Source organism: Alphaproteobacteria bacterium (genome assembly GCA_017308135.1).
Lineage (GTDB): Bacteria > Pseudomonadota > Alphaproteobacteria > CACIAM-22H2 > CACIAM-22H2 > Tagaea.
Map to the genome: position 1 here is coordinate 35,619 of JAFKFM010000006.1, position 15,645 is coordinate 51,263.

Below are 15,645 nucleotides of genomic sequence, written 5' to 3' on the forward strand. Positions count from 1 at the left end.
TTGCGCGGCTTGGATCCACGCGACGCCGGGCGAGCGGGGGGCATATCAATCCTCGTCGAATTTGGCGGCGATCAACGCGGCGATCGCTTCGACCGCTTTGGGCGCGTCCGATCCCGTGGCGCTGACCTTCACGGTACAGCCTTTGCCCGCCGAAAGCATCATCAGGCCCATGATCGACAGACCCGAGACGGTGTTGGCGCCCTTGGTGACCTGGATATCGGATTCGAACTCGCCGGCGAGCTTCACGAACTTCGCCGCGGCGCGGGCGTGAAGCCCGCGCATATTGCCGATCAGGCAATCGCGTGAAACGGTGGCGCGCGAAACGGCCGGATCGCTCATCGCGCCCCGCCGGCGGCGGCTTTGACCTCGCCCGCCAGCAGCTGCGAAGCGACGTTGATGTATTTGCGGCCCGCTTCGCGCGCGCACTGCACGGCGGCGGCGAGCGGCTCGGTATTGCGCACGGAGGCGAGCTTGATGAGCATCGGCAGGTTCATGCCGGCGATCACTTCGACGCGCGCGCGATCCATGATCGAAATGGCGAGGTTCGACGGCGTGCCGCCGAACATGTCGGTGAGGACCACCACGCCCGCCCCGGTGTCGCATTTGGCGACCGCGTCGAGGATCTCGGCGCGGCGCTGCTCCATGTCGTCTTCGGGGCCGATACAAACGGCGAGGACGTTCTTTTGCGGGCCGACGACATGCTCGAGGGCGGAGATGAATTCCGCCGCGAGGCGACCATGGGTGACGAGAACGAGACCGATCATTCTGGAAAGCGTCCTTGCGCTGTCTTCACTCAACCCGCCCCGCGATCGAGATCGCGGTGAAGCAGGGTCACCCGCCGGCCGCCTTGCGCGAGGCGCGCGGCGAGACGTTCGGCCACGAAGACCGAACGATGCCGGCCGCCCGTGCAACCCACGGCGACGGTGAGATAGGATTTGCCCTCCGCCTCGAAGCGCGGCAGCAGGGCGAGGATCATGTCCGAGAGTCCGTCGAAAAACGCGGGGAAGCCCGGGTCGCGCTCGACGAATTGCGCGACCGCCGCATCCTTGCCCGACAAGGGCTTCAGATCCGGCCGGTAATGGGGGTTCGACAGGAAGCGCACGTCGAAGACGAGGTCGGCTTCGCGCGGCAAACCGTTGCGATAGGCGAAGCTGACGACCGACAGCGCCAAACCTTGCGGCGCGTCGAGCGCGAAACCGTCCTGCACGAGATGTTTGAGCTGGTGGGCCGATAGCGCCGTCGTGTCGATCACCTTATCCGCGCGCGCGCGCAAGGGTTCGAGCAGGCGGCGTTCGGCCTTGATGCCGTCGGCCAGCGGCCGGTCGGCGGCGAGCGGATGGCGACGGCGCGTTTCGGTGAAACGGCGCGCCAGCGTCTCGTCCTCGCAATCGAGATAGAGCAAACGCGCGGCGAGGCTTTTTTCCGCGACCAAGCGATCGACGGCCGCGACGAAGGCGGGCACGTCGAAATCGCGGGTGCGCGCATCCACGCCGATCGCCAGCGGCCGCGCCTTGGGATCGCTCGCGTCGGGCAGCACCAGATTGGCGAGCAGCGTCAGCGGCAGATTATCGACCGCCTCGTAGCCCTGATCCTCCAGCGCGCGCAAAGCGGTGGAGCGCCCCGCTCCCGATAACCCCGTCACCAGCACCACGCGGCGCTGCGCCGGGGCACGGTCGGTGTCGTTGGAGGCGGAAAGGGCGACGGCCATGGGATGGATGCTCAGACGGCGAACAACGTGCCGGCGGCGGCTTGCTTCGCCGCGACCGCGACCTTGGCGGCAGCCGAAATCTCAAACGGGTCGAGGGCGAGCAGCGGCACGGCCACGCCCAGATAGTCGCGCGTGCGGGCGGAAGGCAGGCGTTCGACCTTGTCGCGCCCGACCAGATCGATCGCGAGGCCGATTTTGGCCGATGCTTCGGTTTCGACGCGCACGATACCCACACCCCGTACTTCCAAAAGCCCCTGGATCGACCGGGGGCATCGCGCCACCAGATCGCCGTCCTCGCGCGTCAGATCGACGCGGTCATCCGCTATCAAACGCGCTTCTGTTTGGATCATCCTTAAAGCCAGGTCGGATTTCCCGCTGCCCGATGCACCGCACAATAAAACGCCGATCCCGGCGACTTGGACACAGCTCGCGTGCAGTTGAAGGGTCGAGGCCGTTGGCACCGCAAAAAGGGTGGAGGCTTTGTAGGGGCTTGTCAATCCGACTCGGTGCTTATGCACAGCAAATGGGCATGTCCGAACGATGGGCAAAATCGGACTGAAAAGAACTGAAATATCATTTATTACAATATATTAAGCATCCGAAATCGGAGCTTAGCTTCGATCCGCGTTAACCATGGTTAATCAGAAACTCGATTGCTGACCCGGGTAGAGGACGGATTCGTCCCGCCGGTCGCGCGCGCCCACGCCGCTATCCGGTCCGGGCACATTGTCGCCGTTCAGTTTTGTTTAATCCCTCCGCCACGATATTGCGGCCAAATCGAGCCGTCTTGGCGACCGCGACGGCGAGAAAATCTTTAGGAGTGGGAATGCGCGCACGCGCGACCTTCGGCATCGGCTTTCGCATTGCGGCGAGCTACGCGCTGATCTTGTGCGTGCTCGCGATCGCGGGCTGGGTCGGATATGTCGGGCTTTACGACGCGCGCGGCTTGTTCGGCCAGGTCGACGCCGCCAACCGCAGCGTCATCCGCACCGCCCAATTGAACGCCGATTTCCAGGAACTGCGCCGCCTGGTTCAGTCCCACGCCGCGCGCGGCGGCACCAGCCTGCGCGAGCGCATCATCGAACGCGCGACGATGCTGAGCGTCGATCTGGAAAAGCTGGAAGCGAACGAAACCACCCAAGGCGCCAAGGCGGCGCTCGCGCGATTGCTGCCCGAATTCGCGCGCTACCGCGAAGCCGCGCATAAGCTCGTCGAATTGCGCCACGACTACGAAGTCGCCGTGAACGGCCGGCTGGAGCCGACGGCGCTGACCGCGCGCCAGACCCTGACCGCCGCGTTCGAGGCGGCCGTCACGGCCGGCGCGCCGGTACTGGTGCGCGAATTGGGCCGCGCGCAAGACAATCTGGGCATCGCCCGGGTGCGCATCGCGCGCTTTCTGGCCGATCCCACGCAAGCCTATATGCTGCACGCGATCGAGGCGCTCGAAGCGTTGAACGAGAATTTCGCCCGCGCGCAGGAACTCGCCGACGACGACGCCGCCGCCGAAGCGCTCGCGACGGCGCATATTCCGATCGCGCCTTTGCCGCGCCTGCTGATCGAGGCGGGCGACGTGGCGCTGCGCATCGAAGCGCTGCTGCGCGTGGGCGAACAGGATCTGGCCGATACGATCGGTCAGAATCTGGATCAGCTTTTCCTGAACGAAGTCGACGCGTCGCAAGCCACCAGCGACGCGGCCGGCGCCACCGTCACCGGCACGGCGACGACGATCGCCCTTATCTCGTTCGCGGCCTTGCTGGCGGGGTTGCTGGTGGCCTTCCTGGTCGCGCGCAACATCACGCGCCCCTTGGCCGAGATGACGACGGCGATGCGCCGCTTGGCCGGCGACGAAATCGACGTGACGATTCCGGCCCGGCATCGGCGCGACGAAATCGGGCAGATGGCGCAAGCGGTCGAAGTGTTCCGCGACAACGCGTATCGCGTGCGCAAGATGGCGGCCGAACGCGATGCGCTGGAAACGCAAGCCGCGGAGGACCGGCGCGCGGCGATGGCGCAATTGCGCGACGCGTTGAACCGCGCGGAAAGCGCCGACCGCGCCAAGGGCGCCTTCCTAGGCCGCATGAGCCACGAATTGCGCACGCCGCTCAACGCCATCATCGGCTTCGCCGAGCTGATGACCCACAAAGTGATGGGACCGATCCCCGATATCTATGCGAGCTACGCGCGCGACATTATCGACAGCGGACGGCATTTGCTGGCGCTGGTCGAACGCGTGCTGGAGGTTTCGCGCCTGGGCGGTGCGGCGCGCGCCCTCGAAGCGACATCGGTCGATCTCGATCTTCTGCGGCGCGACGCCGTGCGCCTGGCCGCCAAGGATATCGCCAAGGCCGAAGCGACGGTCGAGATGACCGGCGCATCGATCCCCGCGATCGGCGATCCGGTCGCGATCCGGCAAATTCTGGTCAATCTGGTCGCCAACGCCGCACGCCACGGCAAGCACGGCGGCCTGATCACGATCGATTTGAGCGGGGGCCAAAACGGCCAAGCCCAGATCGCCGTGCTCAACGACGGCAAGCCGGTCGACGAGGCGATTCTGCGCGCCATCGGCACGCCGTTTATCGGCGGCGGTAGATCGGAAATCGCGGGCGGCGGGGCCGGTCTCGGCCTGGCGATCTCGGTCGAGCTTGCGCGCCTGATGGGCGGCACGCTGACGCTTTCGAACACGCCCACGGGCGTGTGCGCGGAACTGGCCCTGCCCCTCTCGCAGGAACGGCCTTTGCCCGCCGTCGCTTAGGCGACCGGCAATCTGATCGTGAAGCGTGCACCCTGCTTGTCGAGGCGGTTCGACGCCGCGATCGTGCCGCCATGCGCTTCGACGATCTGGCGCGAAATCGACAGGCCGAGCCCCGAATGGGTGCCGAATTTCTCGTTCGCCGGACGCTCCGAATAGAAGCGATCGAAGATCGCTTCCAGCTTGTCCTCGGGAATGCCGGGGCCTTCGTCGTCGATGCGCACGACGATCCAGGCGCGATCGCGCGATACGCTCACGCGGATATCGGCCCCCGGCGGCGAGAAGGATTGCGCGTTGCCGATGACGTTGCGGAAAACCTGCGTCAAACGATCGGCCACGCCCGACACGAACAACCCGCCGCCCGCCGGCCCTTCGTAGACGGGCTTGGCCTGGCCTTCCTTGGCGACGGCGGCGAGCGCGTCGCACAGACCTTCGAGCAACGCGGCGACATCGAGCGTTTCGGCGTCGGCGCGCGACAATTCCGCGTCGAGGCGCGACGCGCCCGAAATATCGGTGATCAGGCGATCGAGGCGCTGCACGTCGTCGAGCACGATCGCCATCAGCTTTTCGCGCACCGCCGGATCGGGCACGCGCGCCGCCGTTTCGACGGCCGATTTGAGCGAGGTCAGCGGGTTCTTGAGCTCGTGCGCCACGTCGGCCGCGAAACGGTCGATCGAATCGAGACGGCGCGCGAGCGCTTCGGTCATCGCGCGCAGGCTGGCCGACAAATCGCCGATCTCGTCGCCGCGTTTGGAAAGATCGGGAATGGCGGTGGCGAGCGCCAGCCCCGCCCCCAGCGTGCCGCCGATCCCCTGGCCGCCGATCGATGTGCGCCCGCCCAAGCGCACGCGTTCGGCCGCGCGCGCGAGGCGGCGGATCGGGCGCGCGATCGTGCCCGCGAGATAAAGCGAGATCAGCACCGTGATCGCCAGCACGCCGGCGGTCAGGTGCAGAATGTCGCGGCGCACGGCGCGCAGACTGTTCTCGACGTTGAGCCCGTCGCTGGTGAGCTGCAAGGCACCCAGCACCTGGCGGAAGCGCTGCACGGGCACGGCGACCGAAATCGACAAATGCCCGCCGCCGTCGCGCCGTATGGCGGAGCCCGTCTCACCGCCCAGCGCCGCCACGGCTTCCTCGTAATCGCGCGCACTGGTCTGGGCGCGCTCGCGATACAGCGGCAGGTCCAGCTCCGCCGGGCCGATGCCGCCGGTCAATAGATCGATCGCGGCGTCGAGCGCGAGCTGAAGAACGTTGGGCGGCGTGCCGGGCGGCAGCAGAATGTCGATATCGACCGAGAACGAGCCCGAGCCGAGCGAGCGCGTATCGGCCAGCAACGTGCCGTCGTAATCGTAAAGCCGCGCGCGCAGGCGGGCGGGTTCCACCAGACGGCGCAGCACCTGGCGCGACGCGTCGGGCGCCAAGCGATCGTCGGCTTCCTCGTCGTCCGATTCCGCGATCGACACCGCCGCTTCGCCCAACGCCGCCGCGATGATCCGGCCTTGCGTGGTCAGCGATTCCATTTCCGCCGCGATCAGGCCGCGGCGGAAATCGTCGAGATAAAGCACGCTCGCCGCCAGCAGCAGCAGCGGGACCATGTTCAGAAAAAGGATCCGCCGCGTCAGCGGCGAGAAGCGCCGGCGCGGCCCGGGACGAGCGGCCATGTCGACGCGATACTAGCGGGGGTTTACTTCTCTTTGTAGCGATAGCCGAGACCGTACAGCGTCTCGATCTGCGAGAATTCCGGATCGACCGATTTGAACTTCTTGCGCAGGCGCTTCACATGGCTGTCGATCGTGCGATCGTCCACGTAGATCGACTCGCCATAGGCGAGATCCATCAACTGGTCGCGGCTTTTGACCATGCCGGGGCGCTGGGCCAGCGCCTTCAGCAGCATGAATTCCGTCACGGTCAGCGTGACCGGCGTGCCCTTCCATTCGCAGGCATGGCGCTCGACGTCGAGCGTCAGGTCGCCGCGCAGCATCGGCGGTTCGGCCGCCGCACCCGAGGCGGGGCCGGTCACGCCCTGGATCAGATCGCGCCGGCGCAGCAGCGCGCGGATGCGTTCGACAAGCAGACGTTGCGAGAACGGCTTGGTGATGTAGTCGTCGGCCCCCATGCGCAGACCCATCACCTGATCGACCTCGTCGTCCTTCGACGTCAGGAAGATGACGGGCATCGCGGATTTCTCGCGGATGCGCTCGAGCAGCGTCATCCCGTCCATGCGCGGCATCTTGATGTCCAGCACGGCGAGATCGGCGGGATCGGCCCCCAGCGATTTCAGCGCTTCGACGCCGTCGGAGAAGGCGCGGACTTTGAAGCCCTCGGCCTCCAACAGCACCGTGACGGAGGTCAGGATGTTGCGGTCGTCGTCGACCAGAACGATGGTGCGTTGGCCCGTGGCGGCGTTCATCGGCAATTCGGTCGGGAGGTTGGCGGTTTCGAAGATCGAGAGGGACATGTTTTCGGGCCTTCCGCTGCCAATGGTCAAGCTCGATGGGACGTTGCGCCGCGAACATGGCGGAAAATTGACTTCCGCTTGCTCTTTTCCGGGCGCGTAAGACGCGGCAAAATCACCGGCAAATGACCGAAAACACGCCCCAAACGACCGAAGATTTCCTTGCTGCGGCGCGACATCTGGTCCGCAGCCGCGATAAAGCGGTCCTCGCCACGCTCGCCCGGCCCGACACCGCCGAAGCGGGTGCCCCCTATGCGAGCTTGGTGCAGATCGCGTTCGATCACGACGGCGCCCCGCTGCTGCTGATTTCGGGCCTCGCCGACCACACCAAAAACCTGCTGAAAGACGGGCGCGTGTCGCTGCTGTTCGACGGCACGCAAGGCCGCGCGGAACCGTTGACCGGCCCGCGTGTCAGCCTGATGGGTGTCGCCGCGCCGACGACCGAGGAACGCCATTCGCGCCGTTACCTCGCGCGGTTTCCGGCGGCGGAAATGTACGCAAGCTTCAAGGATTTTTCGTTTTGGCGCGTGGCGCCGGGCCGCGCGCATCAAGTCGCGGGCTTCGGCAAAATCCAATGGTTCGCGGATTTCGCGATCGAGGCGTCACAAGCGCTGATCGACGCGGAGCCCGACATCGTCGCGCATATGAACGCGGATCACGCCGACGCCGTGCAGCTTTACGCCACACTCGCGGGCGAAAGCGGCGATGGCTGGGTGATGACCGGAATCGATCCGGAAGGGGCGGATATCCGCCGTCCCGAAACCGGCACCGCCGCGCGAGTCAAGTTCGACAAGCGCGTGACCGACGCCGAAACGGCACGCGTCGAACTCGTGCGCTTGGTCAAGCGCGCGCGGTCAGATACGGCTTGATCCAGCCGAGCCCTTCGCGCGTGGCCGTGCGCGGCTTGTATTCGCAGCCGATCCAGCCCGCATAGCCGCTGCGGTCGATCAGATCGAACAGGAACGGATACGCGATCTCGCCCGTATCGGGCTCGTTGCGCCCCGGCACGCCGGCGATCTGGATATGGACGATATTGGCCTTGCCTGCTTCGAAGCGGCGCGCGAGCCCGCCTTCGACCATCTGGCAGTGGTAGAAATCCATCTGCACGCCGAGATTGGCGGCACCCACTTCCGCGACGATCGCGTGCGCCTGATCCTGGCGATTCAAGAAATAGCCCGGCATGTCGATCGGGTTGATCGGCTCGATCGCCAAGCGCAAACCCGCCGCCGCCGCTTGCTTGGCCGCGAGTTTGAGATTGGCGACATAGGTCGCGTGGCAGCGTTGGATATCGACACCCGCCGGCGCATAGCCCGACATGATATGGACGAGCGGCGATTTCAACGCTTGCGCGTATTCGAAGGCGACGGGCAGCGTCGCGGCGAATTCGGCCTCGCGCCCCGGCAACGCGGCCAAGCCGCGCTCGCCGCCATCCCAATCGCCCGCCGGGCCATTGACCAGCGCCACATGCAGCTTCGCCGCTTGGACGGCGGCCGCGAGTTTCGCCGCCGGTTGCACGTAAGGGCGCAGAAGTTCGATGCCCGCGAAGCCGTCTTGCGCAGCGGCGGCGATGCGATCGATCAGTGGAAGATCGGTGTAGAGCCAGTCGAGATTGGCGGAGAAACGCGGCATGGCGATGCGGCCTTCAAAAATCGACGCCGCACGCCGCGTTCATCGCGGCGGGAAAAGCGCCCGGGATCCTTCGATCCCGGGCAGCTTAGCAGGGATTCGCCGGACTATTCAGCCGCGGCGAGCAACGCCAGCGCGGTACCGCGACGGCCCCGGCCGCGCACCGCGCGACCGACGAAATATTCGAGCAAGGCGACGCGCAGGGCCGACGACCGCGCGCGCGGACGATCGAACACGCCGCGCACTTGCGCCCATTCGGCGGGCGATTGGCCTTCGAGCTTGGCCGCGTCCTGCAACGCGCGCCAGAAAGAGGGTTCGAGACGCACGGAAGTACGGCGATCGGAATCGACGCGGAAGGTGCGCGGACGATTGGCGGTGATCGGCGGTTGTCGGCGCTTAGTGGAACGCGAAACGGGCATGATGTCTCCGTCGCTATGGGAAGGGTCGGACGATGGCGGAGCGGACGCTCCGCGAAGCGTCATACAGTTGTGGCGCTCATGAAGACATTAGCGCCCGGCTCGCGGACGATTCCGTCCCGGCGGTAACCCGCTTCCGTCCGCGCCTTCGTATGTATGTACGGCGAATCATACCTTTCATCGCCGCGCGCGAACCGGGCGCTTGACGCGCGCGGCACGCGAATGCGAGGAAAACCCGCCGCAAACGGCCTCTTCGCGCCGGCGGCACCCGAATTGTCCCGAGACAACTTCTCGAATTCACAGGCGTCCCCTTTGCCCGAACTCGACCTCGTATTCCTTGCCGCGGCGGCGGCGGCGTTGCTCGCGGGCGGACTCGTCAAGGGGATCATCGGAATCGGTACGCCGTTAGTGGTGATCCCGGTGCTGACGATCTTCGTCGATGTGAAGCTCGCGGTGCAGCTGATGGCGCTGCCGCTGTTCCTGTCGAACGTGTTCCAGGGTTTTCGCGGGCGCGACACATTGGCCGTGATCGGTCGTTTGACGCCCACGACCATCGGCTTGGCGGGCGGCATCGTCATCGGCGTGATGCTGGCCGGCAAACTGCCCGACGCGGTGCTGCTGGTCGTGGCGGGTGCGGCCGTGTGCGCCGGCGCCGCCGCCACCGCCCTGGCGCCCGGTTTCAAAATTCCCGCGTCGCTGGAAAAGATCGCCGGCTTCGCGGCCGGCGCGCTGGGCGGCGTGCTCGGCGGCTTGACCACATTGTTCGGGCCCGCCGTCGCGCTTTATCTGACCGGCTTGCGCCTATCGCCGGGCGATTTCGTCAAGGCGGTGTCGATTCTCTACACCGTCGGGTCGGGCAGCTTGTTCGTCGCGGTGCTGGGCGTGCAAAGCCCGGCGGGCGACACGCTGCTGCTGTCGCTCGCCGCGTGCCTGCCGCTGCTGATCGGTATGGTCGCAGGTGCGCGCATACGCGGGATGCTGCCGCAAGCGGCGTTGCGCATGTTCGTGCTCGCCGTCATTTTCGTCGGCGGCGCCAATATGATCCTGCGCGGATTTTAGCGCTAAGCGATCGCCGCGGTATCGCTGCGCGATTCGCCGCGATTATCGGTCCATTTCACGTCGATCTTGTCGCCGGCGGCCCCGCCCCGAAAGCGGAACTGCAAATAGGGATTCTTGGAAATCGCCGGGCCCCATTGGGCGCTCATCACCGTATTGCCGTTATGCGTGACGGCGACTTCGCGAATGAACCAGGCGGGCACCATCTTGCCGTCGTCGCCCGGACGCTGGCCGGTTTCCATTTCGTGCGTCATCAGCACGCGCACATCGACGATACCGTCGCGGATCGTGGCGCGGATACGGGTGGGGCTGGTCATTGGCGTCTCCCTCCGCTCACGAACTGACGGCGCAGCCGCCGAGCGTCACGCTGACGAGCCGCGTTGCCGTCAGCACCTTGCCGTCGGCGACGACGAAGGCGACGACGTTCGACGATTCCTGCAAGCGCACGCGCGTGGCGATTTCCGGCAGCATGCCCGCCCCGATATCGAACACCGCCGACAGCGTGTTGGGATTGCGCTCGACCATCAGGCCGATCTTCGTGGTGTTCGGCGCGCGGCTAAGGATCTGCACCGGCACGACCGCGCCGTTCTCCGCCACGTCGGACATCACGAGCTGCACCAGATCCGACGCCGCCGGCTGGGCCAAGCCCAAGGCGCGCAAGGATTCGGCCACGCCTTTGGCTTCGAATGCCGTCTGGTTCCACGCGGCGAAGGCGTCGCGCGGCAGAAAGCCCGCCGCGATCAGCGCCGCCACCGCGCCGCCGGTTTTCAGCGCCCGCCGGCGCGTGAGTGCAAAACCGCTCATCTCGAAATCCGCTCCTGATCGCATCCGCCGGAAATGGGTTCGGGGGGTGGCCGATGCAAGCCCACGATCATAACCGCCCGCGCCCCTTCGCCGAAACAATCGAATTTGAACCCGACGTGAGAAATTTGGACGGCCGAAAAGCTTGCGCGAAGCCGCCCTTTCCTCGAATTTCGATGGGAAATCAAAACCGGGATCGCCCGGCGGGAGAAATCGATGAAAAGCGGCCGCAACAAACGCGCGGGCCAAGCCACGCGCGCGATCCATCTGGGCTACGACCCCGCCACCGCGCAAGGCGCGCTGACCCCGCCGATCTATTTGACGTCGACCTACGCGTTCGAATCGGTCGAACAAGGGGCGGCGTTGTTCCGCGGCGAGCGCGAAGGTTACATCTACGGCCGCACCAAGAACCCGACGCAATCGCTGCTCGAACAGCGCATCGCCGATCTGGAGAACGCCGAGGCGGCTCTGGTCGTCGCCTCGGGCATGGCGGCGATCTCGGGCACGTTTTGGTCGCTGCTGAACCAAGGCGACGGGATCGTCGCGGACAAGGTCGTCTACGGCAACACTTACGCGCTGCTCGACAAGGGTGTGACGCGCTTCGGGATCGAGACGAAGTTCGTCGACTTCACGAATCTCGATGAAGTCGCCGCCGCGATCGGGCCGAAGACCAAGCTCGTCTATTTCGAAACGCCGGCCAATCCGAATTTGCGCATCGTCGACATCGCGGGCGTGGTGGCGCTGGCGCGCGCCAAGAACGTGCTGGTCGTCGTCGACAACACCTTCGCGACACCGATCCTGCAACGCCCGATCGATCTCGGCGCCGATCTGGTGATCCATTCGGCGACGAAGTTCCTGGGCGGGCATGGCGATCTGCTCGCGGGCGTGGTTGCAGGCAAGGCGGAGACGATCAAGACGATCCGCATGAACGGCTTGCGCTTCCTCACCGGTGCGACGATCTCGCCTTTCGCCGCATTCCTGATGCTGCGCGGGTTGAAGACGCTGGAGATCCGCGTCGAGCGCCATTCCAAATCCGCCGCGACGATCGCCGAACGCTTGGCCAAGCATCCGGCGATCGAGACGCTGCATTACCCCGGCCTTTCCGATCACCCGCGCGCCACGATCGTCAAACGCCAGATGTCGGCGGGCGGCGGCTTGATCGCGTTCGAGATCAAAGGCGGCATCAAGGCGGGTATCGCCGTGATGGACAAGCTCGACATCATCCGCCGCGCGGTCAGCTTGGGGGATGCGGAAACGCTGATCCAGCACCCCGCCAGCATGACGCATGCGGCCTATGAGCCCGAAGTGCGCGCCAAGCACGGCATTTCCGACGGGCTCATCCGCCTCTCCGTCGGGCTCGAGAACGTCGAAGATATCTGGGACGATCTCGAGCAGGCGTTGACGGCGGTCGTTTAAACGACCGCCGCCGCTTCCGCCGTCGCTTCGATGCGTTCGGGGCTGCGGCGCCCGGCGAGGATGACGCCGAGTGCGCCCAGCGACGTCGCGATCGTCATATAAGCGACGACGCCCGGCGTGCCGAAGCCATCGACCAGCAAACCGCCGAACACGGCCCCGCCGGTGATCGCGACTTGAAACGCCGCGACCAAGATGCCGCCGGCGGATTCCGCGAGGTCCGGCGGCGCCACGCGCACCATCCAGGTCTGGAAGCCGACCGGCAACGCGCCGAAGGCGAAGCCCCAAAGGCCCACCGCGACGCCCGCGACGATGCCCGATGTCCCGAACAGCAACAGCGTGCCGCCCATCGCCGCGACGATCGCCGCGCCGAACACGACGGCGGATTTGGCGCTGCGCGCGGTGATGGCGCCGCCGACGAGATTGCCGACGAACCCGCCCAGACCGAAGGCGAGCAGGACGAGCGAGATCGACTCGACCGACAGACGCGGCATGGTTTCGAGGAACGGCCGGATATAGGTGAAGCCGGCGAAATGGCCCGAGATGGTCACGACCACGCCGATCAGCACCAGCGCGATGGCGGGTTTGCGCGCGAGCACGATCAACGTGCCGAGATCGGGTGCGCCCCGCGCGGGCAAGCGCGGCAGCGACAAAAGCTGCACCGCCAGCGCCACGACGCCGACGAACGAGGCAAGCAGGAACACCGCGCGCCAGCCGATCAACGCGCCGAGATAGGCGCCGACCGGGGCGGCGCTGACCGTCGCCACCGACACGCCCATCAGCACCAGCGAGATCGCGCGCGGCAAGGACTCGGCCGGCACCAAGCGCATGGCGATGGCGGCCGCCATCGACCAGAAGCCGCCCAGCCCGATGCCGAGCAATACGCGCGCGATCAGCAGTGCCGGCAGGCTTTCGGCCGTCGCGGTCAGAATGCTGGAGACGATCAAGGACACGCTGAGCGTCCAGATCACGATGCGCCGGTCGATCCCGCGCGACACGATCGCGGTGATCAATGCCGCGATCCCCGCCGCGATGGCGGTGGCGCTGATCGCCTGCCCGGCCGCACCGACCGTCACGCCGATATCGGCGGCCATCGGCGTGAGCAAGCTTGCGGGCAGGAATTCGGCGGTGACGAAGCTGAACGAACCGAACGCGAGCGAGATGACGCCCGCCCAAAGCGGCTTTTGCGGCGTCTCGGCCGCGACTTCATGCGTGGAATGGGACATGGAAATTCCTTTCGTCCCCGGAGATGGGGTCGAAATCCGGCGTTTCCATGCTATATAACCCCCAATGCATGACAATTCGTCCAAAATCGTCGCGCCGACGACGGCCGATTATCTGAGCGAGATGCTGCGCGGCCTGCGCCTCGACGGCGTCGATTATTGCCGCTGCGAGATGACCGCCCCTTGGACGCTGAGCTACGAGGCGGAGGACGCGGCAAAATTCTATTTCGTCAGCGGGCCGCCGTGCTGGCTGCGCATGCCCGATGGCACGTGGCGGGCGCTCAAGAACGGCGACGCGGTGCTGCTGCCGCGCGGACGCGCGCATGTTCTGGCCAGCGCGCCGGGATCGAACGATGCGTCCACATCCGAATGCGCGGTCAAAAAGCTGTGCGGCGACATCGTCGACATTCACGGCGGCGGCGGCGGTGCCACGACGCGGCTGTTCAGCGGACGCATGGCGTTCAACGTCGATGCCGATCATCCGCTGCTGCGCTTGATGCCCGACACGATGCAGCTTTGCGATTTGTCGGGCAACGAGCCGGGCTTGCTGCCGCTGCTGGAAGCGATGGCGCGCGAAACGGCGCTCGATCGCGTGGGGGCGGGCGGCATCCTTGCGCGTCTTGCCGACGTCATCGCCGCGACGATCATCCGCGCCTGGGTCGAAAGCGGTTGCGGCGACACCAAAGGCTGGGTCGCCGCCGCGCGCAGCCCCCAGATCGGCCGCGTGCTCGCCGCGATCCACGCCGATCCGGCCAACGACTGGACGGTCGAATCGCTTGCCGCGTTGATCGGCCAATCGCGTTCGGGCTTTGCGGCGCGTTTCGCCGAGGTGGTGGGCGAAACGCCCATGCACTACGTCACGCAGATCCGCATGCACCAGGCGCGGCAATGGCTGTCGCGCGACAAGCTGCGCATCGGCGTGGTCGCGCAGCGTTTGGGCTACGATTCGGAAGCGTCGTTCAGCCGCGCCTTCAAACGCGTGACCGGGGCCGCCCCCAGCCATTTCCGCGCCGGCGCTTGATCGCGGGGCTTACGCCGGGCCTTCGGGGCGCGGGGTCGGCGGGATCTGCGATTGGCGCACCGAATTGCGGTGCAGCGTGTAGATCGCCGCGGCGACGATCAAGGCCGAGCCCGCGATCGTCGCCAGCGTGGGCGTCTCGCCGTAAAGCCAATAGCCGACCGCCGCCATCATCAGCAGCCGCAGATATTGCAGTGGTGCGATCGCCGACGCGTTGCCGGTGCGGAACGCCGTGGTGAACAGCAAGGTCGAGACGGCCTGCAGCACCGCCAATACGATTATGATCGCGAGCGTGGCCGGCGTCGGCGTCACCCACACCCACCACGCCATCGGCGTGAAGAAGGCGATCAGCACCAGGCTTTGGAAGAAGATCACCGTTTCGGCGGTGTCGAAGCGCGAACCGAAGCGCAGCGTGACGACCGAAACGGCACCCGCCGCCGAACCCGCCAGCGCCAGCAGCGCGTAGAATTCGATCGGACCGGAGAAAGGCTGAAGCATCACGCCCACGCCGAAGAACCCGACCGCCGTCGCCGTCCAGCGCCGCCAGCCGACTTTCTCGCCCAGAAAGATCGCGGCGAGGGCGGTGATGAACAGCACCTCCGACATTTGGATCGCGGTCACGTCGGCGAAAGGGATGTAGACGACGGCGGTGTTGCCGCACAGCATCGCGCAGACGGCGGCCCCGCCGCGCAGCAGATGCAAGCGCAAGCCTTGCGGATGCAGGATGGCGCTGCGATGGCGCCAGAACAGCGGCGACATGATCAGCACCGCCAAGGTCTGGCGCAGGAACAGGATCTCGACCACCGGCAGCGTTTGGGCCGCGTCGCGGATCAACACGCCGGTGACCACGAACATGCACATCGCCGCGAGCATCAACAGCGAAGCGGCGAAATCGGGCGGTAACGACCGAAAATCGCGCCGCAGGTTCTGAAGCCGCGCGATCGGCGAGGTGGACAAGCGAATTCCTCCCAAACGTCGGATGAATGGTTCGCCGATCCCCACCCCGACGGCAAGCGCGAAAAGCCGTGATCCGCTATGCGGCCGGCCGTCACACGCGTCGCGATGTCGATAAAGCCGAAATGGTGCCCCAGGCCGGACTTGAACCAGCACGCCCTTGCGGGCAACAGATTTTGAGTCTGCCGCGTCTACCGTTCCGCCACTGGGGCCAACCAAGTCGCCG

17 protein-coding genes and 1 tRNA gene are annotated in these 15,645 nt (G+C 66.2%); 5 read left to right on the forward strand and 13 right to left on the reverse strand.

Annotated elements, in window-relative coordinates; translation table 11 throughout:
* Positions 1 to 45: 45 nt before the first annotated feature.
* The 4 genes from J0H39_00385 to J0H39_00400 are packed head-to-tail and all read right to left on the reverse strand — an operon-like array spanning position 46 to position 2,169.
* A complete protein-coding gene (locus J0H39_00385) occupies positions 46 to 339 on the reverse strand; it encodes an HPr family phosphocarrier protein (protein ID MBN9495182.1) in 294 nt (97 codons plus the stop codon).
* Complete coding sequence (locus tag J0H39_00390) at positions 336 to 764, reverse strand: PTS sugar transporter subunit IIA (GenBank protein ID MBN9495183.1); 429 nt, start codon at positions 762 to 764, stop codon at positions 336 to 338. The genes J0H39_00385 and J0H39_00390 overlap by 4 nt, the downstream gene beginning before the upstream one ends.
* Positions 765 to 793: 29 nt before the next feature.
* Positions 794 to 1,708, reverse strand: coding sequence for an RNase adapter RapZ (gene rapZ / locus J0H39_00395; protein ID MBN9495184.1), 915 nt, complete (start codon positions 1,706 to 1,708; stop codon positions 794 to 796).
* Positions 1,709 to 1,719: 11 nt separating this feature from the next.
* Positions 1,720 to 2,169 carry an HPr kinase/phosphatase C-terminal domain-containing protein gene (locus tag J0H39_00400; GenBank protein ID MBN9495185.1) on the reverse strand — a complete coding sequence of 150 codons (450 nt, stop codon included), beginning with the start codon at positions 2,167 to 2,169 and terminating at the stop codon, positions 1,720 to 1,722.
* Between the two features lie 365 nt (positions 2,170 to 2,534).
* Here J0H39_00400 and J0H39_00405 point away from each other — a divergent pair, with 365 nt between their 5' ends.
* Positions 2,535 to 4,460 (forward strand): HAMP domain-containing protein, encoded by a 1,926-nt coding sequence (locus tag J0H39_00405; GenBank protein ID MBN9495186.1) that lies wholly within the window; start codon positions 2,535 to 2,537, stop codon positions 4,458 to 4,460.
* Here J0H39_00405 and J0H39_00410 read toward each other — a convergent pair.
* A complete protein-coding gene (locus tag J0H39_00410) occupies positions 4,457 to 6,118 on the reverse strand; it encodes a stimulus-sensing domain-containing protein (protein MBN9495187.1) in 1,662 nt (553 codons plus the stop codon). The genes J0H39_00405 and J0H39_00410 overlap by 4 nt on opposite strands.
* A gap of 23 nt (positions 6,119 to 6,141) precedes the next feature.
* Positions 6,142 to 6,867: a response regulator transcription factor gene (locus tag J0H39_00415; protein MBN9495188.1), complete on the reverse strand. Its 726-nt coding sequence runs from the start codon at positions 6,865 to 6,867 to the stop codon at positions 6,142 to 6,144.
* Between the two features lie 170 nt (positions 6,868 to 7,037).
* Between J0H39_00415 and J0H39_00420 the strand changes: the two genes are divergently transcribed.
* Positions 7,038 to 7,781, forward strand: coding sequence for a DUF2470 domain-containing protein (locus tag J0H39_00420; GenBank protein ID MBN9495189.1), 744 nt, complete (start codon positions 7,038 to 7,040; stop codon positions 7,779 to 7,781).
* Here J0H39_00420 and J0H39_00425 read toward each other — a convergent pair.
* Together J0H39_00425 and J0H39_00430 are read right to left on the reverse strand one after the other, a co-directional pair.
* Complete coding sequence (locus J0H39_00425; protein ID MBN9495190.1) at positions 7,753 to 8,541, reverse strand: TIM barrel protein; 789 nt, start codon at positions 8,539 to 8,541, stop codon at positions 7,753 to 7,755. The genes J0H39_00420 and J0H39_00425 overlap by 29 nt on opposite strands.
* 104 nt (positions 8,542 to 8,645) lie before the next feature.
* Positions 8,646 to 8,957 carry a ribbon-helix-helix domain-containing protein gene (locus J0H39_00430; GenBank protein ID MBN9495191.1) on the reverse strand — a complete coding sequence of 104 codons (312 nt, stop codon included), beginning with the start codon at positions 8,955 to 8,957 and terminating at the stop codon, positions 8,646 to 8,648.
* A gap of 309 nt (positions 8,958 to 9,266) precedes the next feature.
* Between J0H39_00430 and J0H39_00435 the strand changes: the two genes are divergently transcribed.
* Positions 9,267 to 10,013, forward strand: coding sequence for a sulfite exporter TauE/SafE family protein (locus J0H39_00435; GenBank protein ID MBN9495192.1), 747 nt, complete (start codon positions 9,267 to 9,269; stop codon positions 10,011 to 10,013).
* A gap of 2 nt (positions 10,014 to 10,015) precedes the next feature.
* Here the strand turns inward: J0H39_00435 and soxZ are convergent, their stop codons facing one another.
* Both soxZ and soxY read right to left on the reverse strand, forming a co-directional pair.
* Entirely contained in the window at positions 10,016 to 10,327 is a 312-nt protein-coding gene (gene soxZ, locus J0H39_00440) for a thiosulfate oxidation carrier complex protein SoxZ (GenBank protein ID MBN9495193.1), read from the reverse strand.
* 16 nt (positions 10,328 to 10,343) lie between these two features.
* On the reverse strand, positions 10,344 to 10,814 hold the full coding sequence (gene soxY / locus J0H39_00445; protein MBN9495194.1) for a thiosulfate oxidation carrier protein SoxY: 471 nt from the start codon (positions 10,812 to 10,814) through the stop codon (positions 10,344 to 10,346).
* A 213-nt stretch (positions 10,815 to 11,027) separates the two neighbouring features.
* Here soxY and megL point away from each other — a divergent pair, with 213 nt between their 5' ends.
* The gene (gene megL, locus J0H39_00450; protein ID MBN9495195.1) at positions 11,028 to 12,227 is read left to right on the forward strand and encodes a methionine gamma-lyase; all 1,200 of its coding nucleotides are present in this window, start codon (positions 11,028 to 11,030) and stop codon (positions 12,225 to 12,227) included.
* On the opposite strand, the gene J0H39_00455 is transcribed toward megL, so the two are convergent.
* Positions 12,224 to 13,450, reverse strand: a complete 1,227-nt coding sequence (locus J0H39_00455; GenBank protein ID MBN9495196.1) for an MFS transporter — start codon at positions 13,448 to 13,450, stop codon at positions 12,224 to 12,226. The two genes, megL and J0H39_00455, sit on opposite strands and share 4 nt — an antisense overlap.
* Before the next feature lie 64 nt (positions 13,451 to 13,514).
* Here J0H39_00455 and J0H39_00460 point away from each other — a divergent pair, with 64 nt between their 5' ends.
* Complete coding sequence (locus tag J0H39_00460; GenBank protein MBN9495197.1) at positions 13,515 to 14,468, forward strand: AraC family transcriptional regulator; 954 nt, start codon at positions 13,515 to 13,517, stop codon at positions 14,466 to 14,468.
* Between the two features lie 9 nt (positions 14,469 to 14,477).
* Here J0H39_00460 and J0H39_00465 read toward each other — a convergent pair whose 3' ends face one another.
* Both J0H39_00465 and J0H39_00470 read right to left on the reverse strand, forming a co-directional pair.
* The gene (locus tag J0H39_00465; GenBank protein ID MBN9495198.1) at positions 14,478 to 15,422 is read right to left on the reverse strand and encodes a DMT family transporter; all 945 of its coding nucleotides are present in this window, start codon (positions 15,420 to 15,422) and stop codon (positions 14,478 to 14,480) included.
* 123 nt (positions 15,423 to 15,545) lie between these two features.
* Positions 15,546 to 15,631: transfer RNA gene (locus tag J0H39_00470), tRNA-Leu, on the reverse strand.
* Positions 15,632 to 15,645: the final 14 nt, after the last annotated feature.